This window comes from Tranquillimonas alkanivorans (genome assembly GCF_900115595.1).
Classification (GTDB): domain Bacteria; phylum Pseudomonadota; class Alphaproteobacteria; order Rhodobacterales; family Rhodobacteraceae; genus Tranquillimonas; species Tranquillimonas alkanivorans.
Genome location: NZ_FOXA01000031.1, coordinates 1 through 21798, shown reverse-complemented (window position 1 = coordinate 21798; position 21798 = coordinate 1). Strand labels below are relative to the sequence as shown.

Genomic DNA, 21798 nt, shown 5'->3' with positions numbered 1-21798 from the left:
TCGCCGACGAGCCCACGTCGGTCCCCTCCATCGCAGCCCTTCTCGCGGGTCGCGCATTTCTTCTGACCGCGCCGCTGTGATCTTGACCGGAGGCGTGTTACAACATTATCGTTGTAAGTATGATTCCGGATCACATTGATTTGCCCGGCTCGCCGTGGCCCATCCTGCCGCCCGGCGTCCATTTGGCGACCCTTGCCGAGGTGGAGACGCGCTTCACATCCAACTCGAAACGTCGGGTGCAGTTCACGGGATTCATCGCTGCCTTAGCCAACCTCCGGGGTGCGGGATGCCGGCGCGCCTTCCTGGACGGGAGCTTCGTGACGGCCAAACCGCGTCCCGGCGACTACGATGCGTGCTGGGACCCGACCAGCGTCGATCGGGCCTTTCTTGATCCAGTGCTGCTCACGTTCGAAAATAACCGAGCGGCGCAGAAGGCTAAGTATCATGGAGAGCTGTTCCCCTCCACGATCCCGGCCGATCGGGCCGGGACCATTTTTCTCGATTTCTTCCAAGTCGATCGCTTCACCGGGGCCCCTAAGGGCATCGTCGCGATCAACCTTTCGGCCGACCCGATGCTCCAACCCACGGTGACGTCATGATCTACAGCGACAAGCAGTACGCCATAACCGAAGGGCAGTTGAGCAAGCTCCGCGACGCGCTTGCTGCCGCTCAGGCCGAGAACATCGATGCGACCGGCAAGCAGGACTGGTTGCGCGATGCCCAAGCCGATGCCATCAAGAGCCAGATCGCGACTCTGGAGGCTGAACTCTCTCACTACGAACTACTGAAGTCGGGCGAGATCACATTCGCCAAGACGCACTCGCTGGAGAACCTGCCGTCCGTGCTCGTCCAGGCGCGGATCGCCGCCGGCTTGAGCCAGACCGACCTTGCCGAAAGGCTTGGTATGAAGGCGCAGCAAATTCAACGCTATGAGGCCTCAGACTATTCGGGGGCAAGCCTCGATCGACTGATCGACGTGTGTGAGGCCCTGAACGTCCACACAAGTGGGCTGTTCGAGAGCGACGACACCTCTAAAGGGGCCGTCTTCTCATGGTCGGATATCGACGATGTGGTTTGGAAGCAATTGCCTGCTCGCGAGATGGCAAAGCGCGGCTGGTTTCACGTGCCGCGAAAGGCAGACGTCTACCAGCTTGCACGCGAATATTTCATGCGAACCGCCGGGCCGCAGTTCGCGAGCGCTTACCACCGCAAGAAGATGCATGGCAGTTCGGTGCCGAACGAGTATGCGCTGCTCGCCTGGCAAGCGCGCGTCCTGGAGCGAGCCCGAGACATCGTGGATACTCACGACCCACCGGAATTCGTTGCCGACGATCGCTGGATCGCCGATCTCGTTGCCCTCACGCGGCGCAAGGACGGCCCAAAGCAGGCTCAGACGCTCCTTCTGTCCAAGGGCGTCATCCTCGTCACGGAGAAGCACCTGTCAGGCACCTATCTCGATGGGGGAGCCATGCTCGATCGCGACGGCCGGCCGGTCATCGGTCTGACGCTGCGGTTCGATCGCCTCGACAACTTCTGGTTCGTGCTCCTGCATGAGTTGGGACACGTGTTTCTGCATCTCACAGACGGGCTGCGCTACGATTTCTTCGATGAGGAGGAAACGGCCGGCGACGACAAAGTGGAGCGCGAGGCCGATGCGTTCGCGCTCGATAGCCTCATACCGGAGTCGAAGTGGGACGAGTGCCTGTCGCGCTTCGCGCTGTCCGAGGAGGCGGTGCGAATCGACGCGAAGAACCTCGGCATCGACCCCAGCATCATCGCCGGGCGCATTCGGAAGGAGCGCGGCGACTACACCATTCTTGGGGATCTAATCGGCCAGGATCAGGTTGCGTCGCAGTTCGAGGACGATGGCGATGAACTTGTCTGAAGAAACCTATGTGCCGGCCCTGCGATGGCGGCAGGGGGAGTACCAAGCCCTCTTTCGCCTGACGTCGGCGGTGAAGGATCGCGTGATGCCCCTCATCACTATTCCACCAGTCGAGTTCGACTTCGAGCTGTGGCAGCCGAAGAAATCCGTCCACGAGCACGTCCATCCATTCATCGCTCGGTTCACTGCGAAATGGGGCAAGCGACCGGCTTGGGTCGCCATCGATACGACGATTGCGGAGGAGCGAATGGACAACAATGCGCATCCGCTCGACTACGTGCTCGACGGATTGCGTCCGAACGGTGCGGTCGCAATCCCTGCTTTGCCCTTAGAAGTCGATTCCGACACGATGGACGCTGCCGCTCGTGGGGTGGCTGCGGACGGTCAGGGCGCCGCCGTGCTCCTTCGCCTCGAAGATCTCATGGGAAGCAATCCACGGAAGGCGATCGTGAACTTCGCGAGCAGCCTTGGCATTGGGCTCGGAGAGCTGGACGTGATCATCGATCTTCGAGCGCGCAACTTTCAGCCATACAGGGTCTTCGCGACTGCGCTTACGGCCGCCATGAAACGGCTGGGCAACCTCCACGAGGTGCGCAACCTCGTCGTTTTGGGAACGGCGATCCCGGACTCCTTCGTGCAGCTCGCCAAGGGAACGGATGAGATCCCGCGACATGATTGGCTATTCTTCAAAGAGCTGATGGCCACGATGCCTGCGGGGATGCGGCGCCCAATTTACGGGGACCATACCATCGTGCACCCCGAGTTCACCGCGGTGGACATGCGAAAGGTAAAGGCCGCAGGCAAAATCGTTTACACGACGCCCGAGACTTGGGCGACGCGTAAAGGTGGCGCGTTTCGGGACGATCCAGCTCAGATGCACACGCACTGCGCCGAGGTGGTCAAGGATCCCGCCTTCGCGTTTCGGGGGGCAAGCTTCTCTTATGGCGACAAGTACATCGCGGACTGCGCAGTAATGGCGGAGAGCCCGAGCAACCTATCGCGCTGGAAAGACGTCGCGATCAACCATCACATTACGACGGTCGCGGATGATCTCGCCACCTTGTTCGCGACGCCATAGCCGCTTTGATCGCGGGCGCCAACTCGCGGACCGGGACCTCATCTGCGAGCAAACGGTAGAGCCGCTTCCGAGGTGCATTTACGTCGGCCTCTGAGGCACCGCGCGCGCGCAACAAGTCCTGCGCTTCTTGGTGCCAGAGCAAGTGCGCCAGCATGAACGGATCAAGACCCGGATTTAGACGTGCCCGTCGACGGCTCGCGAACGTCATGCCACCGCGCGGTCCCTCGACAATCTCGGTCAGCCCACACCAATCCGGAGCGATCGCCTCTGCGGCGTCGAGGTGACGGGTAGCAACGACGAGGGTAAGCTTCTGGAGTGCACGCGTGTAGATCGCGAGTTGGCGCGGCAGGCGATCGAGCGTGTCGACAGCACTCTTGATCTCGTAGCCGTGCAAGTGACCATTGAAGACAGCCAAATCGATACGACTTTGAGCGTGGGCAAGCCCAAGCTCGTCGATCATCAACACATTATGGCGTCCATCATGGTGTCGAAGGTGACGCGTCCTCAGTGCAGTTCGGATCCTGCGCTCGCTATTTTTTCCGAGGGCTCCCACTTCCGCTGATCCCTTGTTTTTCGATGATAGTATCAAACACAGGACGAAATCCGCGTCGAGATACTCCGCTGCTGAAGTGGTGCCACGTCATGCCACATGGCAGAAACAGCACCGCCACCTCAGCCTGCCATCGGTCTTGGAAGGCTACCTGAGCTTGGCGCCATCCTCGACGAGTTCAGTATCGCGCTGAACGACGATCTCGCGTGGGCCGCGAAACGTGGGGCCTGCGTTGGGGGGCGCAAAAAAGGGCTCGCGGGCAGCAGGCAAGAGAGCAGGCACGCCATCGGAAGGCGAGCCTCCGTATGGCAGTTCACGTCAGCTCGTAAGGATTATTATGTTACTCACTGGTCCTCAGGAAGCCTAACGACAGCAACACGCGGATCTCATGGCCATGACCCCCGAACTGGTCTACTGGGGTCGCTTGAACCGCCGCGGAATGCGACGAACCGAGGTCTGCAACGCCCACACTCGGCTCACTGTCGCCGACGGTCTCCGATGCAAAAGGCGAACTGATCACTATACCACGAGGCCCGCAGAACCTTGCGTTCGCTATGGAAATTACCTCGTAGCTCGGAAAACCAGCCAGGAGTTCACCTGTATATGACACTGTCAGCCCACGACAAGATGCGCCTCGAGCTCGCGCTCGAGGAATGCCAGCACATCGGCAGAGTGTTGAACTACCGCCTTGAACAGACCGACCTGCCGAAAGCAACGCGCTCGTTCATCTGCCGAGCGGTGGACTTCCAGATCAACTTCCTGGAAGGCATGTTCAAAAAGGCGCAGGCCGAAATATTCGAGGATTCGTGGGAATATGAGGCCGCTCTCGATGACGTTGCGGAGCTGTTAGCCATGGTAGATGACCTCGCAGCCGTCCATCCCGCCTACGAAGAGAAGGCCTAACTCCACCGCTGGAGTTAGCGAACAGGCTCGACAGGCCATATCACGAGGGCCAGGACGACGATCCGCAGCTTTCGCTCGCGTGCTAACATCGCACGCCTACGTCGACTTGATCTTCGCCGCGACAACATGTCGGTGCTCCGGCGCCTTTTTTCGCAGCCGGTTCTGATTGCCCTGCCCTCCGGCCAAAGATGACAAATCTGATGCACCATTTTCAACTCGCCACCTGTTTGGGTTGAAATTTCGTCTGTTCTTCGCAAGCTTCGCGCGAGGGCGGCGGGGCGTCAGGAGCAGCCGCCACACAAGAGGGAAGGACATGAAGGCTTTCCAATTCGACCAGGCGGTGATCGACGAGTACGCGAGCTTTTCTCGATCCTTCACGTCAATTCGCGCCGAGGATTTGGCCGCTCGGATCGACGCTCACTACGAGAAGAAGAAGTTCTGGCCTTCGCCGTTCCTGGCGCTGAACCCCGCCTATAAGCAGGCTAAGACGGCGCAGGAGTTCGCTGACGACGGGGCACTTGCACCTGAGACGGCCGACGTTTTCCGCGTGGAGACGCGCGATGGTGCGCTTGCTCCAATCCGTTTTCACAGTCACCAGGCGGAGGCGATCACCAAGGCTCTCCTCGGACAGAGCTTTGTGGTCACAACCGGAACGGGATCTGGCAAATCCCTATGTTTCTTTGTTCCCATCGTCGATCGAGTTCTGCGCGCGCGGAAGGCCGGCGAAGCCTCCCGCACGCGCGCGATCATCGTGTACCCGATGAACGCCCTCGCAAACTCTCAGATCAGCGAGATCGAGAAATTCGTCGGCCAGTCCGATCTACCCGAAGGCATGAAGCCGACCGTGGCGCGATACACCGGCCAGGAGGGCGATGCCGAGCGCCGCAAGGTCGCCGCTAACCCGCCAGACATCCTGCTAACTAACTACATGATGCTCGAGCTGCTTCTCACCCGGCAGGATGAAACTGACGCTCGCGTCATCGAAAACTGTAAGGGCCTCGAGTTCATCGTGCTCGACGAACTCCACACCTACCGTGGAAGACAGGGCGCCGACGTTTCGGTGCTGGTGCGCCGGCTTCGCGACAGATGCCGCCTTCCCGGCGAAGAGCCGGTCTGCATCGGCACGTCGGCCACCATGGCCACCGAAGATGTGGCGGACAGGCCCACCGAAGTGGTCGCCGGCGTGGCATCGCGGATATTCGGAGCCTTCATCACCCCCGATGCGGTGATCACCGAGAGCTTACGGCGCGCGACAGATGACGAGCTGTCACTGGATTGGGCGAAGGCACAACTAAAGGCGACGCTGCAAGAGCCGATTCCGGATCAGCTCACCGACGCCGATCTGAAAAAACACCCGCTCGCAGTGTGGGCGGAGCTGAGCATCGGCCTCGACGAGGCGCGCGCGCGAAGCCGTCGCTCCCCGATCCCTCTGGATGACGCGGTCGACCTGCTGGCTGCAGACGCCGAAATTGATCGGGAAATCGCCGCGGAGCGCCTCGCCCAGTTCCTGGCACTCGCAGCACTCCCGGAGAAAGATCGCGGTGGGATTGGCGGGTCCGCGTTCATGGCGTTCAAGCTGCACCGCTTCGTGTCGGGCGCTGGAGATGTACTTACCACTCTGAAAGCGGCACCGCGCACCGTTTTGCTTGAGGGCCAACGCGAGGACCCGAATGATCCCGGGTCACGTCTCTATCCAACTCGGTTCTGCAGGAGCTGTGGCCAAGAGTACCACGTAGTCACCTTGCGGGAAGGCCCCAACGGACGTGAAGCCATCCCACGAGATATAGACGATGCGCCCGCCTCGACGGCGCAGGACGAAGAAGAACCGGGCTACCTGACACCGTTCGAAGAACCTGGAGATGATTTCCGGTTCTCTGGTGATATCGAGACATATCCGGAGGAATGGCGTGAGGAGCGGCGGGGCGTCCTGGTGCTACGCAACAACCGGCGCAAGCAGCAACCCCGACGCATGAAGATCCGAGCCGACGGACTTGTCGGAGAAGATGGACGCGACTTCTGGTTCTTGCCCGGCCGCTTTGGTTTTTGCCTCGCATGCCACGATCAACCGGCTCCGCAAGCGCGTGAGCGAAACAAGCTGGGCGGGCTGTCGGCTGAGGGGCGGAGTTCGGCCACGACAACTCTCGTGACGGCGATGCTGCGCCTGATGAACGATGCCGATATCGGCATTGCGGACGCAGAAAAGCGCAAGACATTGGGTTTTGGCGACAACCGCCAGGATTCAGCTCTGCAGGCGGGCCACTTCAACGACTCCGTGTTTGTGACGCTCCTCCGCGGGGCCATCCTGCGTGCGGTGCTCGACGCTGGCGAGGAGGGCCTCACCGACGATGGGTTCGGAACGAAGGTGCAGCGCGCGCTCGGCTACCTTCCTGAGAAGAAGGCTCTGCGCAAGTACTGGATGGCTCACCCCGAGACAAAGGGTGCCACCGTCGTCGATGCCTCCCGGACGCTGGCGAAGGTTCTTGAGCACCGGGCATGGTCGGACATGCGTCGCGGGTGGCGCTTTACCTACCCCAACCTCATCGGTGTCGGCCTCCTGACGGTCGGCTTCGTCGCGATTGACGAATTCCTGGAGGACGAGGAGGTGATCGCCTCCGCGCCCGATGTCTGGCGCGCGCTCGAGCCTGAGGCGAGGGAGCAAATTGCTCGTGCCGTGCTGGGTACGATGCTGGAGGGGCTGGCGGTTGCGACCACCGCACTCGACCCGCAGGAGCTGGACCCGCTTAAAGGCCGCACGCGCGGATTCTTGTGCGCTCCTTGGGCCATCGACCCAAAGGAGGATCTTCGCGGGCAATCCGCCCTCGTGCTGGAGTCGCCCCCGCGCCGCGAGCAATCGAAGCGCGACGACGCTCTGATCCTGCGAGGAGGATATCGCAGCGGACTTGCGCGCGGCATCAACAAGGAGAGTGTGCTTGGGCGGCGCTTGAACGAAGACGAGTACCTCGCGTTCATGCACTGGTTGCTCGACCGTCTCGAGGAGTACGGCCTCGTGCAGGGCTTGCGCACCCTCTCCGATCTTGACGGATGGCAGATCCAGCCGAACGTTGTACGCCTCTTGCCGGGACCCGCGATCGAGGGCGTGGCAGAAAAGCACAACTCTTACTTCCAGAAGCTCTACCGCGACGTCTCCGAGGACCTCCTCAAGGGACGCTCTCCGTTCATGGGAATGGAATCCAGGGAACATACAGCCCAGGTATCATCGCTTCAGCGAGAGTGGCGAGAGTGGCGCTTCCGCTTCGGCGAGCACGACCAGGAGCTCATCGAGGAAAGCCGAGCCGAGATGATCCGCGAGGGCGAGGGCACGTCGTTCCTTCCCGCTCTGTTCTGCTCGCCAACGATGGAACTGGGCGTCGACATCTCGTCGCTCAACGCAGTCTACCTCCGCAACGTGCCGCCGACACCGGCCAACTATGCGCAGCGCGCCGGGCGCGCTGGTCGTTCTGGCCAGGCCGCGACAATCACCACATACTGTGCGGCGCAGAGCCCGCACGACCAGTACTACTTCCGCCGGATCCATGAGATGGTCGCCGGAAGCGTTCGCCCGCCCGCGCTCGATCTGGCCAACGAGGATCTGGTTCGCGCGCACCTCCAGGCCGTCTGGCTTTCCGAGACGCGGATGCCGCTTTCGGCCAACATCCCGGAGGTTCTGAACCTCGAAGGCGACACCCTCCCTCTGCGCAACGAGATCAGGGCCGCGATTGAAGATGCCGATGTCGTCGCAAGGGCGGTTCCGCCGATGCGTCGGGTGGTCGATGCGCTGCTCGATCATTTCGACGGGCCGAAGCCCGATTGGCTGGAAGACGTGGACGGCTGGATCGATCGAACAGCCAGAGGTGCAGCAACGGAATTCGACCGCGCATTCGACCGCTGGCGGACGCTTCATGGTTCGGCACATCGTCAACTGGCCGAGACGCAGGCGAAACTGCGTCGGCCGGGGCTTTCGGGGAAAGACAGGGCGCGTTTGGATGCCCAGGCCCAATCTGCCAGCCAACAGATCGGGATCCTCGAAAACGGGAAGGCCCGAAACGGGAGCGATTTTTACACGTATCGCTATCTCGCGACTGAGGGATTTCTGCCCGGCTACAATTTCCCGCGCCTGCCGCTCTACGCCTTCGTCCCCGCTGGAGGCAGCGACGCGCGGGCGGCCTTCCTCCAGCGGGCACGATTCCTGGCTATCTCGGAGTTCGGTCCACGCAGCCTGATTTATCACGAAGGGCGCGCCTACCGGGTCCACAAGGCCAAGCTGCCGCCGGGCTCGGTTTCCTCCGACGGCCGCACGCTCGCAACCGAGAAGGTTTTCATGTGCCCAAATTGCGGGGCCGGTCACACCGTCGAACGCGAGCGGTGCCACGCATGCGATGTTCCCATGGCCGGCGGAGTTGCCATCCATCGCACGCTTCGCATCGACAACGTGGAGACGCTTCCGGCCGAGCGGATCACAGCCAATGACGAAGAGCGGGTCCGTCAGGGATTTGAGGTCCGGACTGTCTTCGCTTGGCCCGAACGGGACGGTGCGCTGGACGTGACAGAGTGCAAGCTCACGCTGGACGGTCACGCCCTTGCGACCATTCAATACGCCAACTCGGCCGATATCATGAGGTTGAACCTCGGCCTGAAGCGCCGGTCGGACCCGCAGATTGTTGGCTTCCCGATCGACCCGTCGACCGGACGCTGGGCACGTCTTCAGGACGAGGTTGCGGAGGAGGACCGCACGGATCCGGACGCGACTTATCCCGAGCGGATCGTTCCGATCGTACACGACAGAAAGAACTCTCTCCTCATCCGGTTCTCCGACCCGGAAAGGTGGTCGCAGGACGCGCTCGCTACCGTGCAGCACGCCCTCATGCGCGGAATCGAGATCGTGTTCCAGCTTGAAGAAGGCGAGATTATGGGCGAGCCGCTTCCGGAGCGGACCGAACGCAGAACCATCCTTCTGTACGAGGCGACCGAAGGCGGCGCCGGTGTGCTGGGACGGCTTATGCGCGAGACTTCGCTACTTCGCAGGGTCGTGGATGCCGCGCTTAATTTGATGCATTATTCGGGTGTCGAAGACGCGCTTGCTTCGAAGGATCGCGCGGCGCTCTCCGACAAAGAAGCCCCCTGCGTCGCCGGCTGTTACAGGTGCCTTCTCTCCTACTTCAATCAACCAGATCACGAGGTCATTGACCGGCGCGACGAGGCGGCCCTGGATCTCCTGCTTTCAATAGCGGTGGCGAAGGCCGAGGTAGTAACTGCCCACTCCTCCAGCGATCCTTGGATCGCCGCCTTCGAGGCGGCAGGCCTGCCGCGCCCCGATGGCGAGGAGCTCAATATCAAGGACGTCGTGCTTCCTTACGTCTGGCCCAGGAGCCGGGTTGCGGCCACCGCGGGCCCCATCCCCGGCGACGCCGTAGATCTCGCGGATGCCAAGGGGTGGGATGTGCATGCGTTGCCCGCCTCACCTGCTGAAGGCGTGCCCGAGCTCCTCGCTTCGCTAATCCGAGAGGCAGTATGATATCGGGTGAAAGCTTCGGGCGAACGATCCAACTGTTCCTCGTCGACGGCAAGCCGACGGGACTGCGCAAGGCGTCGATCCATGGCTGGACCGGCGTACTGTTCGTGAGCGGCGATGCAGCTTTCGGCGAGTTGACCATCCGCGAAGAAGTCGATCGCACTGGTGTTTACGTTCTCGCGGGTCCCGACCCGGAGAAGAGTGTCGGAACAAGGGTCTATATCGGATCAGGGAATTCCGTCGCGGAACGGATCAAGCAGAGCGCCTTGAAGCGGGACTTCTGGGAGACCGCAATCACCGTCACCACCAGCGACGACGACCTCTCCAAAGGACATGCCGAATACCTTGAAGCACGGCTGATCGAGATGACTGCGAAGGCAGGTCGGGCAACCCTGGATAATGGGACGCAGCCCGAAACGGCCAGGCGCCGCCTACCCGAGGCGGACCGCGCCAACATGGAGCAATTCCTGGCGAACCTTCAGATCATCCTGCCGGTGATCGGGCTCGATATGCTCAAGCCGCAACCGCGCGCGGCCTCGGAGGCGGCACGACCCGCGGCCGAACGGACGGCGCAGGACGTGAAGTTCGAAATCCGACATCGAAGCGGCGTTCAGGCCACAGCCGTCGAAGAAGAAGGAGAATTCGTCGTCCTTGAAGGTTCCGAAGCTCTGACAGGCACAGGCTTCGTTCAGCAAAGTTACGGCGGGTTGAAAGAGAAACTCCTGGGTGACGGGGTTCTCGTGGCCGCAGGTCCTGAAAAACTCACCTTCTCCAAGCCGTGGTCGTTCACGAGTCCTTCCGCGGCGGCTGCGATCGTCCTCGACCGAAACGCGAATGGCCGCCTGGAATGGAAGGTGGTCGGTTCGAGAATGAACTATCACGAATGGCAGCAGGCTGAGGCTTTTAAGAAGGAAGATGCATCATGACCACCCAGTTTGCGCCGGGGGATCTCGTTCGCGCGCGTGGACGTGAATGGGTGGCTCTCCCGAGCCCCCGCGACGAATGGCTCCATCTGCGCCCGCTCTCGGGTGCAGAGGAAGATGCCACCCTCCTTTTTCCCGATCTGGAGCTTGAACCGCCCCAATCGGCGCGTTTCGAACTCCCGGCCGACGCAACGCCTGCCGTGCAAGCAACGGCCGCTCTCCTGGCAGAAGCCCTGCGACTTTCCCTGCGCCGGGGCGCAGGTCCCTTTCGGTCTGCTGCGCAGTTGAACTTTGAGCCGCGCAGCTACCAGTTGGTGCCTCTTCTCATGGCACTCCGCCAGGAGGTGCCGCGTATCCTCATCGCGGATGACGTGGGCATCGGAAAGACCATCGAGGCGGGTCTGATCCTTCGGGAATTCATGGACCGGGGCGAAACCGACGCCTTCTCGGTGCTCTGCCCGCCTCACCTCGTCGAGCAATGGATTCGAGAACTGAAGGACAGGTTCGGCATCGACGCAACAGCCGTGACCTCCGCCTCAGCGGCACGGTTGGAACGCGGGCTTCCCATCTCCCAGTCGTTGTTCGACGCGTACCGGCAGACAGTCGTGAGCCTCGACTACATCAAATCGGAGAAGCGACGTGATGCTTTCGCGAAGGCCTGTCCGGGCTTCGTCATCGTCGACGAGGCGCATGCCTGCGTCGGGACCCACAAAGGCAAGCAGCAGCGCTTTGCTCTCCTGAAGGGTCTGGCACGCGACGAGGAGCGGGCGATCGTGATGTTGACCGCGACGCCGCATTCGGGGGACGAGGACGCATTCGGACGCCTGTTGTCGCTCATCCACGCCGACTTTGCGTCCATGGACTTCGATGACGATCGGTACCGCCAGAGGCTTGCCCGCCACTTCGTGCAACGTCGCCGACGCGATCTGACCGATGAGGAGTGGCAGGAGGCATCGGCCTTCCCCACGCACCTGAGCAAGGAAGAGCCGTACAGGCTGACACCCGCACATCGCGACTTCCACGAGGCCGTCCTCGACTATTGTTTCGGCGTCGTCGAGACCGCCGGCACGGGGCAACGAGAGCGTCGTCTTGCGTTCTGGGGCACACTGGCCCTGATGCGGTGCGTCGGCTCTTCCCCTGCGGCTGCCCTGTCTGCTCTTAGAAACCGTGCGGGCCTCGAGGAGGAGCGGATGGAGCCCCAGCTCTACGACGATGACGGTGACGAAGAGGATGCGGTCGATGTGGAGCCGACGCCCATGGAGATCGGCGATGCGGCCCTTGCGGACCTGATTGCGCAAGCGGAGGCGCTGACGACGGCGCCCGATCCCAAGCTCGACCGCCTGATCAAGGTCATGAAGCCAATCGTCGAGGACGGCGGGCAACCGGTGGTCTTCTGCCGATATATCGCCACGGCGACCGAGGTCGGGCGCGCCTTGAAGAAGAAGTTCCCGAAGGCGTGCGTCGAGACGGTCACAGGCCTGCTCACTCCGGAAGAGCGTCGCGATCGCGTCGCCAGCATGGCGGATGAGACGCCTCGAATTCTCGTGGCCACGGACTGTCTGTCAGAGGGGATCAACCTGCAGCTCCTCTTCGACACGGTCGTCCATTACGACCTTTCCTGGAACCCGACCCGGCACCAGCAGCGGGAGGGTCGCGTCAACCGCTTTGGGCAACCTGCCGATACCGTGCGCTCTGTGCTGATGTTCTCGCCTGACAGCGCGATCGACGGCGCCGTCTTGGACGTCATCCTGCGCAAGGCGGAGGCCATCCAGAAGGCCACTGGGGTCACCGTCCCTCTCCCGGATGAACGTGGGCCGGTTACGGATGCGCTCATGGCGTCAATGATGTTGCGACGCCGCAGCGAACGCCAATTTGACTTTTTCGACGCTCTCTCCGAGGGCACTCGCGAACTGGAGGCCATGTGGCGCGATGCCGAGGAAAACGAGAAGCGCTCGCGCTCCCGCTTCGCTCAGAATGCGCTGAAGCCCCATCACGTCGCGCCCGAATGGGAAAAAACCCGCGACATCATCGGAAGCCCGGCCGCAGCACGGGACTTCATCGGCGCCGCGATGAAGCGCTTCGACACCCCGACGGATCGGAAGAAGGGCGTCGTACATGCACCTCTCGACGGATTGCCGCATGTCCTGCGCGAGAGGCTGTCTGACCGCGGCCTGAAAGGGACCGTCCGTCTTGCAGAAGCCGAACCGGCGCCTTCGGGCACGACCCTCGCAGGCCGCGCCCATCCGCTTGTCGCGACCCTATCGGAGGCTCTTCTCGAAACCGCCCTGGAGCCGGACGCCCTGCCCGGTCTCGATGTCGGCCGTGTAGGCGCCTGGCCCACACCCGCGGTCGCGGAGCGCATGGACGTCGTCCTGATGCGCCTACGATTCAAGATCACCGTGCACGGCCGACAGGAACGCCTGCTGCTCGCAGAAGAGGCCAGTCTGGTGGCCGTCGGACCTGACGGCACCGCGACATCCGGCGCACCCGTCCGCGACATGTTGCTCGCCACCGCAAGCGGCGATCTCGCACCAGTCGCGCGCGATCGACAGACCGACAAGGCGCGTGTGCGACTCGAAGCTCATCTCGATGGGGCGATCTCAGATCATGTCCGCGCGAGGGCCGACGAGCTCATCGAGGATCACGCTCGAGTCCGCGCGGCCGCCAAGGGCATCTCCCGCGTCAGCGTTGAGCCGGTTCTGCCACCGGACGTCATCGGCCTTTTTGTCCTTCTCCCCGGAGCCTCCTGATGGCCCGTAAGACCACAGACGCCGCCAGCTTCCCCTCCCTCACGGTCGAGGGTAGTCTCCTGTCATCGGCCATTCTCGATGCCGTCTATGCGCGTGAAGCCGACGAACAGACACCCGATCATTACCGGGTCCGCCGCGGGCTCTCGCTGCGCGACGAGTTCTCGCTGTCGTTTCGCGTCGCCCAGGCCCATTACGACCGCTTCGCACGCCTCACCGATCCCGGCCCCAAGGCTACGAGGGATTTCGTGCGCGACCTTCTGACGGAAGCCTTCGGATTCGACGACCTCGCCGATGCCGATGCGCCTCTCGCCATGGTTGCCGGCAAACACCGTGTGCCCATCGTCGTCGTCCCGCCGTCCGACGAGCTTGACCGCGCCTCGCCCTCGCTCAGCAACGAACGACGCCGGTCCGCCGCCTTCGCCCTGCAGGATTATCTCAACGATCATGACGAGGCGCTTTGGGGGCTTGCCGCGAACGGCACCTGCCTGCGCCTCATGCGCGATAACGCCTCGCTCACCCGCCCCGCCTATATCGAGGCCGATCTCGCCCAGATCTTCGACACGGACGACCTCGCCTCCTTCGCAACCTTTTGGCTGCTTATCCATCGCACCCGCTTTGGCCAGGCCGGCACTGCCGCCACCGACTGCGCCCTGGAGCGATGGCGCGATGCCGGCGCGCGCGAAGGCGAGGCCGCCCGAGACAAGCTTGCCACCCAGGTAGAAGAGGCGCTGCGCATCCTCGGCACCGGATTTCTGGCCGAGAATGCGGACCTCCGAGCGCGCATCGACAGCGGCGACCTCAAGCTCACCGCGTTCTTCAACGAACTCCTGAAGCTCGTCTACCGCCTGATCTTCCTGATGGTCGCCGAGGACAGAAATCTCCTCCACGCGCCGATCAGCAGGGACGATCCGCAAGCCCGCGCCAAGGAGGCGGCACGCGACCTCTATGCCCGCGGCTATGCCCTCTCCAGCCTCCGCCAGCTCGCCCTGCGCCGCAACGCGCGCGACCGGCACCATGACCGTTTCGAGGGCATGAAGATCGTCTTCTCAGCGCTGGCCAAGGGTGAGGCGCGCCTGGATCTTCCCGCTCTCGGTGGCCTTTTTGCCGAAGGCCAGATGCCGGACCTGCGCGCGGCCCGACTGCCCAACCGCGCTTTCCTGCAGGCCATCTTCCAGCTCGGCTGGATGAGGCAGGACGGCGCCCTCGTCCCCGTCAACTGGCGCGCCATGCAAACAGAAGAGCTGGGCTCCGTTTACGAGTCGCTCCTCGAACTCCAGCCCCAGGTCGAAACCGACGGCCGCACCCTGATCTTCGCCACGGACGCGGCAGAAACCAAGGGTAACCAGCGCAAGACCACCGGCTCGTACTACACGCCGACCTCGCTGGTGGAAGCGCTGCTCGACACGGCTCTCGCGCCCGTTCTGGAACGAACCGAGGCCGAGACACGCGAGAAAGGCGACGACCCGGCCGAGGCGCTCTTGCGGCTCACGGTCATCGACCCGGCCTGCGGATCAGGCCATTTCCTGCTGGCCGCCGCAAATCGTATCGCCACGCGTGTTGCTGCTCTGCGGGCCGAGGGCACGCCGTCGAGCACAGATTTCCGCCACGCGCTGCGTGACGTTGCCCGACGCTGCATCCATGGCGTCGACCGCAATCCAATGGCGGTGGAGCTCACAAAGGTAGCGCTCTGGATCGAGACAGTGGACCCCGGCCTGCCGCTGGGCTTCTTCGATGCGCAGATCCGCTGCGGCGATGCTTTGCTGGGCGTCTTCGACCTGAAGGCGCTCGAGGGAGGCATCCCCGACGCCGCCTATAAGCCCCTCACCGGCGACGAGAAGCAGGTCGCAAAATTTTATGAAAAGGCCAACAAGGACGCGAAGCGCGGCCAAGGCACGTTCGATTTCACCGGCGGACGATCCGACCTACCCACGGCACCGCTCTCGGCCGAATTCACCGACCTGCGCGACCTGCCGGAGGAGACGGTCGAGGATATCGCCGCCAAGGCACAGGCCTATCGCGACTTGCGCAAGCAGGAGGATTTCCAGCGCGCGCGCATGGGCTGCAATCTCTATACAGCCGCTTTCCTGTTGCCGAAGACGGGCGAAGTCCCGGCCTCGACCGATGACCGCACGGTGCCGACGTCGGAAGACGTCTGGCTCGCCGTCGGTCAGGGCAAGGGCCGAAAGCCGATCATGCAGAATGCGAAGGCAGCGACCCGCGCGAGCGCGCTGCACTGGCCGCTGGAGTTCCCTGACATCATGGGCCGCGGTGGGTTCGACGTGGTGCTGGGCAATCCGCCCTGGGAGCGTATCAAGCTCCAGGAAAAGGAATTCTTCGCCGCTCGGGATCCGGAGATCGCCACTGCCGCCAACAAGGCCGCGCGCGACCGGCTGATCAAGGCACTCCGAATTGCACCGGAGGACACGAGCAAACGCGCACTATTTGAGGAGTTCGAGACGGCCAAGCGTCTGTCGGAGGCGACATCGACGTTCGTCCGCGTGCCCGGCGACCATGGAGGACGCTTCCCCTTCACGGGCACCGGCGACGTCAACACCTATGCGCTCTTCGCCGAGCTGTTCTCACGGCTCGTGAGCGACACGGGCCGCGCTGGCGTGATCGTGCCCACAGGCATCGCGACAGATGCGACGACCGCGCCCTTCTTCGGGCACTTGGTCGATGAGAGGCGGATCGCCGGACTGGTAGATTTCGAGAACTCTGCGCCGACATTTCCGGCCGTGCACCGCAGCTTCAAGTTTTGCCTGCTGACGTTGGGGCGGGACGAGCCCGAGGCGCGCTTCGCCTTCTTCCTGACCGAACCCGCGCAACTGGCAGAGCCGGAGCGCAATTTCACCCTGTCGCCTGAACAGATCGCCGCGATCAACCCGAATACCAAGACCGCACCGGTCTTCCGTTCGCGCTGGGATGCGGAATTGACAGCCAAGATTTACCGCAACGCACCGGTCCTAATCGACGAGAGCAAGGGCGCGGTGGGCAATCCGTGGGGCGTCAGTTTCGCGCGATTGTTCGACATGTCGAACGACAGCGGGCTCTTCCGCACCGCGGCAGAACTGGAGGCTGAAGGCTTCGTCCGCAACGGCACCGACTGGGTGGCGGAGGGCGTTCGTCCTGCCCAGGGCGCACTGGCGGTCGAGGGCAGTGCGGCGCACGTGCTGGACCTGACTGGCGGCGGGCCGCGCGGTCCGAAGCGGTACGTGCCGCTCTATGAAGCGAAGATGATCCACCAGTTCGATCATCGCTGGGCAGGGTATGATGCCGAAGGATCGTCGTCGGCAGATGCCACACCAGAGGAGAAGGCCAATCCAGACTGGGAGCCTCGCCCGAGATATTGGGTTCCTGCCGAGGATGTTCGCGTTGCAGGAGAAAAGGAGGCGATAGCCGGCGTCGAAAGTCGCTTGAAGTCTCGCGGCTGGCATCGCGGCTGGCTTATGGGTTGGCGGGATATCGCGCGCGCCACAGACGAACGGAGCGTCATCGCAACAGCATTTCCAAGAGTAGGAGTGGGTCATGTTCTCCCGCTCATGTTCATCGATGCGATGCCCCAACAGTGGGCCGCCCTGACCGGCAATCTTTGCGCCCTCACTTTGGACTTCATCGCCCGTCAAAAGGTGGGAGGAACGCATCTGACGTACGGCTATATCAAGCAGTTCCCTGTTCTTCTTCCTGACTTCTACAGCGAGCCCCGCCTCTCCCACGTCGTACCTCGCGTTCTGGAACTAACTTACACATCCCATACACTGGCTTCCTTCGCCCGTGACCTGAGCTACAATGGTCCCCCCTTCCCGTGGGACGAGGCGCGGCGCGCCCATCTGCGGGCCGAGCTCGACGCCTTCTACGCCCGCGCCTACGGCCTGAGCCGCGATGAACTGCGCTACATCCTGGATCCCGCTGACGTGAAGGGCTCCGACTACCCGTCCGAAACCTTCCGCGTTCTCAAGGACAAGGAGGTCCGCCTCCACGGCGAATACCGTACCCGACGCCTCGTCCTCGAAGCTTGGGATCGCATGGAGAGCGACGGCACCTTCCGAGACATGGGGCTGTAATGCGCGGTCTCGACTTCGATTTATTCGAGATGGCGCGCTACCATTTCGACGCGATCATCGAAGAGGGCGGCTGGGAGGTACTGTCGGACGCCGACATCCTGGAGAGAATGGATGCAATTGTCCGCGGCCACCTCTTCTATCAAGGACGCCAAAAGATGATCCGGTATCTCCGGGCCAATCTCGGCCAGCGCGGTCGCGACGCCGACGGCGAGCTTCTCGCCCCAGAGACCGCGTCCATCGTCGCGGAAGACTCCGTTTGGGCGAGCATCGAGCTCCCTGATGACGACGTTGCTGCCCTACAAGCTCTCTTCGCCCCTAAGCCGCGCTTGTTGCATGCTGTCCCAACGCCCGCCGAAGTCGATCCCGGAGAGGAGACGTCGCGCGCGCTGATCGACCAGCTAATTGCCGAGACGCAGCTCTATAGCTCGAGCGACGCCTTGAAAGAACTATTTGCCTTCACGGCCAGGCTGCGAAACATGGCACCGTTCAACGCGATGATCCTCCATGTCCAGAAGCCGGGCCTCAGCTATGCGATGACGGCAAAGGATTGGCGGGAAAGATATGGTCGCTTTCCCAAACCAGGAGTTCGCCCCCTCGTGATTCTCCGCAATTTCGGGCCCGTGGACTTCGTCTTCGACGTGCAGGATACCGAAGGCCGTGACCTGCCCGAGGCAGCCTTTTCGTTCCCCACGGCCGGCACCGTGCCATCGGGCTTCATGCGCTACGCCGAATGGCAGATGAAGGAGGAGCGCTTCGAGTTGCTGTGGCTCGATCAGGGAGATCGTTCAGCGGGATATGCGCGACGCTTGGCTTCGGAAGGCAAAGAAGGCGCGCCGGTTCCCTTTCGGATCGCAGTCAATCGCAATCATCCTGTGGCCACCCAGGTCGTCACGCTGGTGCACGAACTCGCCCACGTCTTCCTTGGCCATTGTGGCCCCGACCCTGCGCGAAAAATCAAACCGTACCGACCGGCCGAGGTCGCCTTGCGCGAAATCGAGGCCGAGAGCGTCGCTTATGTGATCGCCAAACGCTCGGGCCTCTCGCCTCGCAGCGAATCGTATCTCGATACCTATCAGGGTTCATTCGCCGATCTCGATGTTCACCGCGTCCTCACCTGTGCAAATCGGGTTGAGAGACTTCTCGACATGCCCTTCAACCGCAAGGGGGTCATGTGACTGCACCTTCGACCCGGATCCATCCGCTTGCGCAAGTTCAATTGGAGCAGGCGGTCTGGCAAAACGGTTGGCGGATTGACGATGGCGTAGTCTCGGGATGGGTGCAGCGCCGTAGCCACAGCGCGCCCGGCGCGATCTGGGTGGCAGCCGGTAGCGCTCATGGACCCTGGTTTCTCGCCATCGACCACGCAGGTGTCGTTGGTGAATTCGGCTCGCCGGCCGAAACCGCCGGCCCCGGCCTTGCGCGCTACAAGTTCGAGAACTTGCATGACCTCCACGCTGCATTGTCGCGCGCCTACGACTTGGCAAAAGCTTTGCCCGATGACCCCCTGAGGAGATTTGAGGCCGAGACCCGCGGTCGTCCCCGATCAACAGAAGCCGAACGGCTCGTCGTACAGCGCGTGGGTCAGGACATCTTCAGAGACGCGCTGATGCACTTCTGGGGTGGAAGGTGCCCGTTGACAGGTATTGACGATCCAGCTCTTCTTCGCGCGAGCCACATGAAACCCTGGGCAGCCTGTGCGACCGACGCCGAGCGTTTAGACGTCTACAATGGCCTTTTGCTCTCAGCTCTGTGGGACGCGGCATTCGACCGCTACTTGGTCACCTTCAGTTCCGGCGGCGTGCCCCGGTACTCTCCCGCACTCTCAGATGGTGCGCGTGCTATTCTTGAGGCACACGTTGAGGCACCGCTCACGTTCTCAGAACAGCATCTGATATATTTGGGAGAGCACCGCCGAATTTTTCGAAATAGTCTTGAGCGCTGAACAGTGATTTTAAGCCCCGCGCTGAGCGCCAAGAGGCCGGACGCGGACTGCTGCTCTTCCAGGTGCGCCGGATTTCGGATTTCCGTTGAAGGAGACTTCGGGCCGCCTCCCGTTTCCTGAGTTGACCAACCTGCGCTTATGCCTCAGGTTGAGCGAAAACCGTCAGAGATGAGAGCTGAGCGTGGCAAACAGGATAGTATTTTCCTCCAACATAAATATTGGGCACAACGGCGCCGAGAACGACGACCAGTTTCTCTTCAACTGCTTCGTTGACCATCCGGCGCTCAACGAATTGCGCGACGTCTCTAACCCGGCCAGCTTTGTCATGGGAAGCACCGGGAGTGGAAAAACTGCGCTTCTTCGAATGATTGAGAAATCGGAGGAAAACTGTCGCGCTTTTGAGGTGCACGAAATGGCCATGAGCCATATTGCAAACAGCGATGCGGTTCAATTCATGCGCGGAATTGGTGTGGACATGAGCATTTTCTTTCAGTCTCTATGGAAGCAGGTGCTGTGTATTGAGTACATCAAGCTAATCCTCAAGGCTGATGACAAAGACAAGTTCCGATTTGTTGCCAAGAAGCTAATTGATTTTGTTAAGGTAGACGGAAGGAGAGAGAAACTCGAGAGGTTCGTAGGCGACCATGAGCATCAGTTTTGGAATACGGTCGACGAAAATATAATAGAGATAACAGATGCATTAGAGACAAGTGTAAACGCCTCTCTCGGAGCGGAAGTACAAAAGTTTCATGCAAGAGCGGGGTATGCTCGTGGGCTGAGTTCCGAGAAAAAGGTGCAACTGCAACAGCGAGCGAGGAAGTTCGTAGACGGGAAGATGATCGCGGAGCTCGGGCAGGTAATATCAATCCTGTCTGAGTACACTCGGCAAAGGCAGGACAAGTATTTTATTATAATTGATCAACTCGATGAGCCGTGGGTTGATGATTCGGTTAAGTACCAACTCATTCAGGCGCTATTTGAGGGGGTTAAGGGGCTGCAGAAGCTTCGGAACTTTAAGGTTGTTGTTGCGCTTCGAAATGACGTTTATGAGCGAATGGTTAGGGAGGCGCCAACCTCCCAAGCGCAAATCGAAAAGTACAACGACCACATCGTAAGGTTGAAATGGTCCAAGGAACAGCTTTGGGAGCTAACTGAGAAGCGGATCAATCACCTTTTTAAGTGGAAGTATTCATCCGAAAACGTTCACTTTGATCACATCTTTAAGCAGCGCGTCGACATGCGAACCTCGACCTGGAACTACATGGTTGAGCGAACGCTCATGCGGCCGCGTGACATCATCAACTTTGTCAATGCTACTCTGCAGCAAAGTGAGGGTAAATCCTCCGTTAGCAAGGCGGACTTACTCAAGGGTGAGCATCGCTACTCTGAGCTCCGCTTGGAGACCTTACGCTATGAATGGCAAGGAACATTTCCTGCTATTGAAGTGCTTCTGGGCACGCTCGCCGGCAGCCCCCCCCTACTTTTCGGTCGCGAACGAATGCAACGAAAAATATGTAGAACTACTTTACGACCGGATCGGTGCCACGGAAGAAATGCACAGGGATCGCCTTTGGCAAGAAATCCATGCTTCCGTATCTGGGGATGCTATCCTTGACCCAGTTTCGTGTGCTCAAGAGGTTTATATGCGCCTCCACATGGTCGGTGCGGTGGGTCTGAAGTTGACTTCGCACTCACCTTGGCAGTGGGTACATGAGACAGGCCGACCTGTACTTTCTCATCAGATAACTCCAGAGACAAAGGTCACCATCCACCCAATGCTGCATTTTGCCTTGGGAATTAGTGAACGCAGCACGAAAGCGCGTAAGGCAGGCCAAGGATAATAGCAAGTTTGTTTCTTTTCCCGTGCCGACGCCATACATTGCAACGGATCAAGTGAACTCGATGCCGTAACGATCACTCCAGTACGGAAAACTCTCTTGCATACCGAGGCGCCGCAGCTCGAGCGTCTTCATGGCGCTGATGCCGGACCTACGGATGCGATACAGCGGCCAGTAATCTAAGCGAATCGGATTCTAATAAACCGGGCATCCTGCATCTGTAAGCCGAAAATTTCAGTTGCTTGGCAACTTGAAAAGATTTTTCGCCCCGATCCATAGAGGGATGGCATCGCTGGAGGCGTCGCAACGCTACCAGTCAGTTCTGTGCACCGTTGCTGGTAATGTGCCAGAGCCTCCTC

The 21798-nt window shown here is 61.3% G+C and carries 12 protein-coding genes; 11 read left to right on the top strand and 1 reads right to left on the bottom strand.

Annotated features, from left to right (window positions below):
- The first annotated feature begins 119 nt into the window (after positions 1-119).
- From BM162_RS19340 to BM162_RS19330, 3 genes are read left to right on the top strand one after another with little or no spacing between them, the layout of a single operon-like run.
- Positions 120-599, top strand: a complete 480-nt coding sequence (locus BM162_RS19340; protein WP_093425233.1) for a DUF6932 family protein — start codon at positions 120-122, stop codon at positions 597-599.
- Complete coding sequence (locus BM162_RS19335) at positions 596-1885, top strand: helix-turn-helix domain-containing protein (protein WP_093425231.1); 1290 nt, start codon at positions 596-598, stop codon at positions 1883-1885. Before BM162_RS19340 ends, BM162_RS19335 begins: the two co-directional genes overlap by 4 nt.
- On the top strand, positions 1872-2963 hold the full coding sequence (locus tag BM162_RS19330; RefSeq protein ID WP_093425229.1) for a beta family protein: 1092 nt from the start codon (positions 1872-1874) through the stop codon (positions 2961-2963). The genes BM162_RS19335 and BM162_RS19330 overlap by 14 nt, the downstream gene beginning before the upstream one ends.
- On the opposite strand, the gene BM162_RS19325 is transcribed toward BM162_RS19330, so the two are convergent.
- Complete coding sequence (locus tag BM162_RS19325) at positions 2917-3516, bottom strand: sce7726 family protein (protein WP_093425227.1); 600 nt, start codon at positions 3514-3516, stop codon at positions 2917-2919. The genes BM162_RS19330 and BM162_RS19325 overlap by 47 nt on opposite strands.
- Positions 3517-4116: 600 nt before the next feature.
- Between BM162_RS19325 and BM162_RS19320 the strand changes: the two genes are divergently transcribed.
- The 8 genes from BM162_RS19320 (at position 4117) to BM162_RS19285 (ending at position 21216) form a co-directional block, all read left to right on the top strand.
- Positions 4117-4416: a hypothetical protein gene (locus BM162_RS19320; protein WP_093425225.1), complete on the top strand. Its 300-nt coding sequence runs from the start codon at positions 4117-4119 to the stop codon at positions 4414-4416.
- Positions 4417-4729: 313 nt separating this feature from the next.
- A complete protein-coding gene (locus tag BM162_RS19315) occupies positions 4730-9928 on the top strand; it encodes a DEAD/DEAH box helicase (protein ID WP_093425223.1) in 5199 nt (1732 codons plus the stop codon).
- Positions 9925-10851 (top strand): GIY-YIG nuclease family protein, encoded by a 927-nt coding sequence (locus BM162_RS19310; protein WP_093425221.1) that lies wholly within the window; start codon positions 9925-9927, stop codon positions 10849-10851. Before BM162_RS19315 ends, BM162_RS19310 begins: the two co-directional genes overlap by 4 nt.
- Positions 10848-13598: a DEAD/DEAH box helicase gene (locus tag BM162_RS19305; RefSeq protein WP_093425219.1), complete on the top strand. Its 2751-nt coding sequence runs from the start codon at positions 10848-10850 to the stop codon at positions 13596-13598. Before BM162_RS19310 ends, BM162_RS19305 begins: the two co-directional genes overlap by 4 nt.
- Complete coding sequence (locus BM162_RS19300; RefSeq protein WP_093425217.1) at positions 13598-17659, top strand: Eco57I restriction-modification methylase domain-containing protein; 4062 nt, start codon at positions 13598-13600, stop codon at positions 17657-17659. Before BM162_RS19305 ends, BM162_RS19300 begins: the two co-directional genes overlap by 1 nt.
- Positions 17659-18834: a M78 family metallopeptidase domain-containing protein gene (locus BM162_RS19295; RefSeq protein WP_093425216.1), complete on the top strand. Its 1176-nt coding sequence runs from the start codon at positions 17659-17661 to the stop codon at positions 18832-18834. Before BM162_RS19300 ends, BM162_RS19295 begins: the two co-directional genes overlap by 1 nt.
- Positions 18831-19601 (top strand): HNH endonuclease, encoded by a 771-nt coding sequence (locus tag BM162_RS19290; RefSeq protein WP_245759345.1) that lies wholly within the window; start codon positions 18831-18833, stop codon positions 19599-19601. Before BM162_RS19295 ends, BM162_RS19290 begins: the two co-directional genes overlap by 4 nt.
- Before the next feature lie 181 nt (positions 19602-19782).
- On the top strand, positions 19783-21216 hold the full coding sequence (locus BM162_RS19285; protein WP_093425214.1) for a P-loop ATPase, Sll1717 family: 1434 nt from the start codon (positions 19783-19785) through the stop codon (positions 21214-21216).
- Positions 21217-21798: the final 582 nt, after the last annotated feature.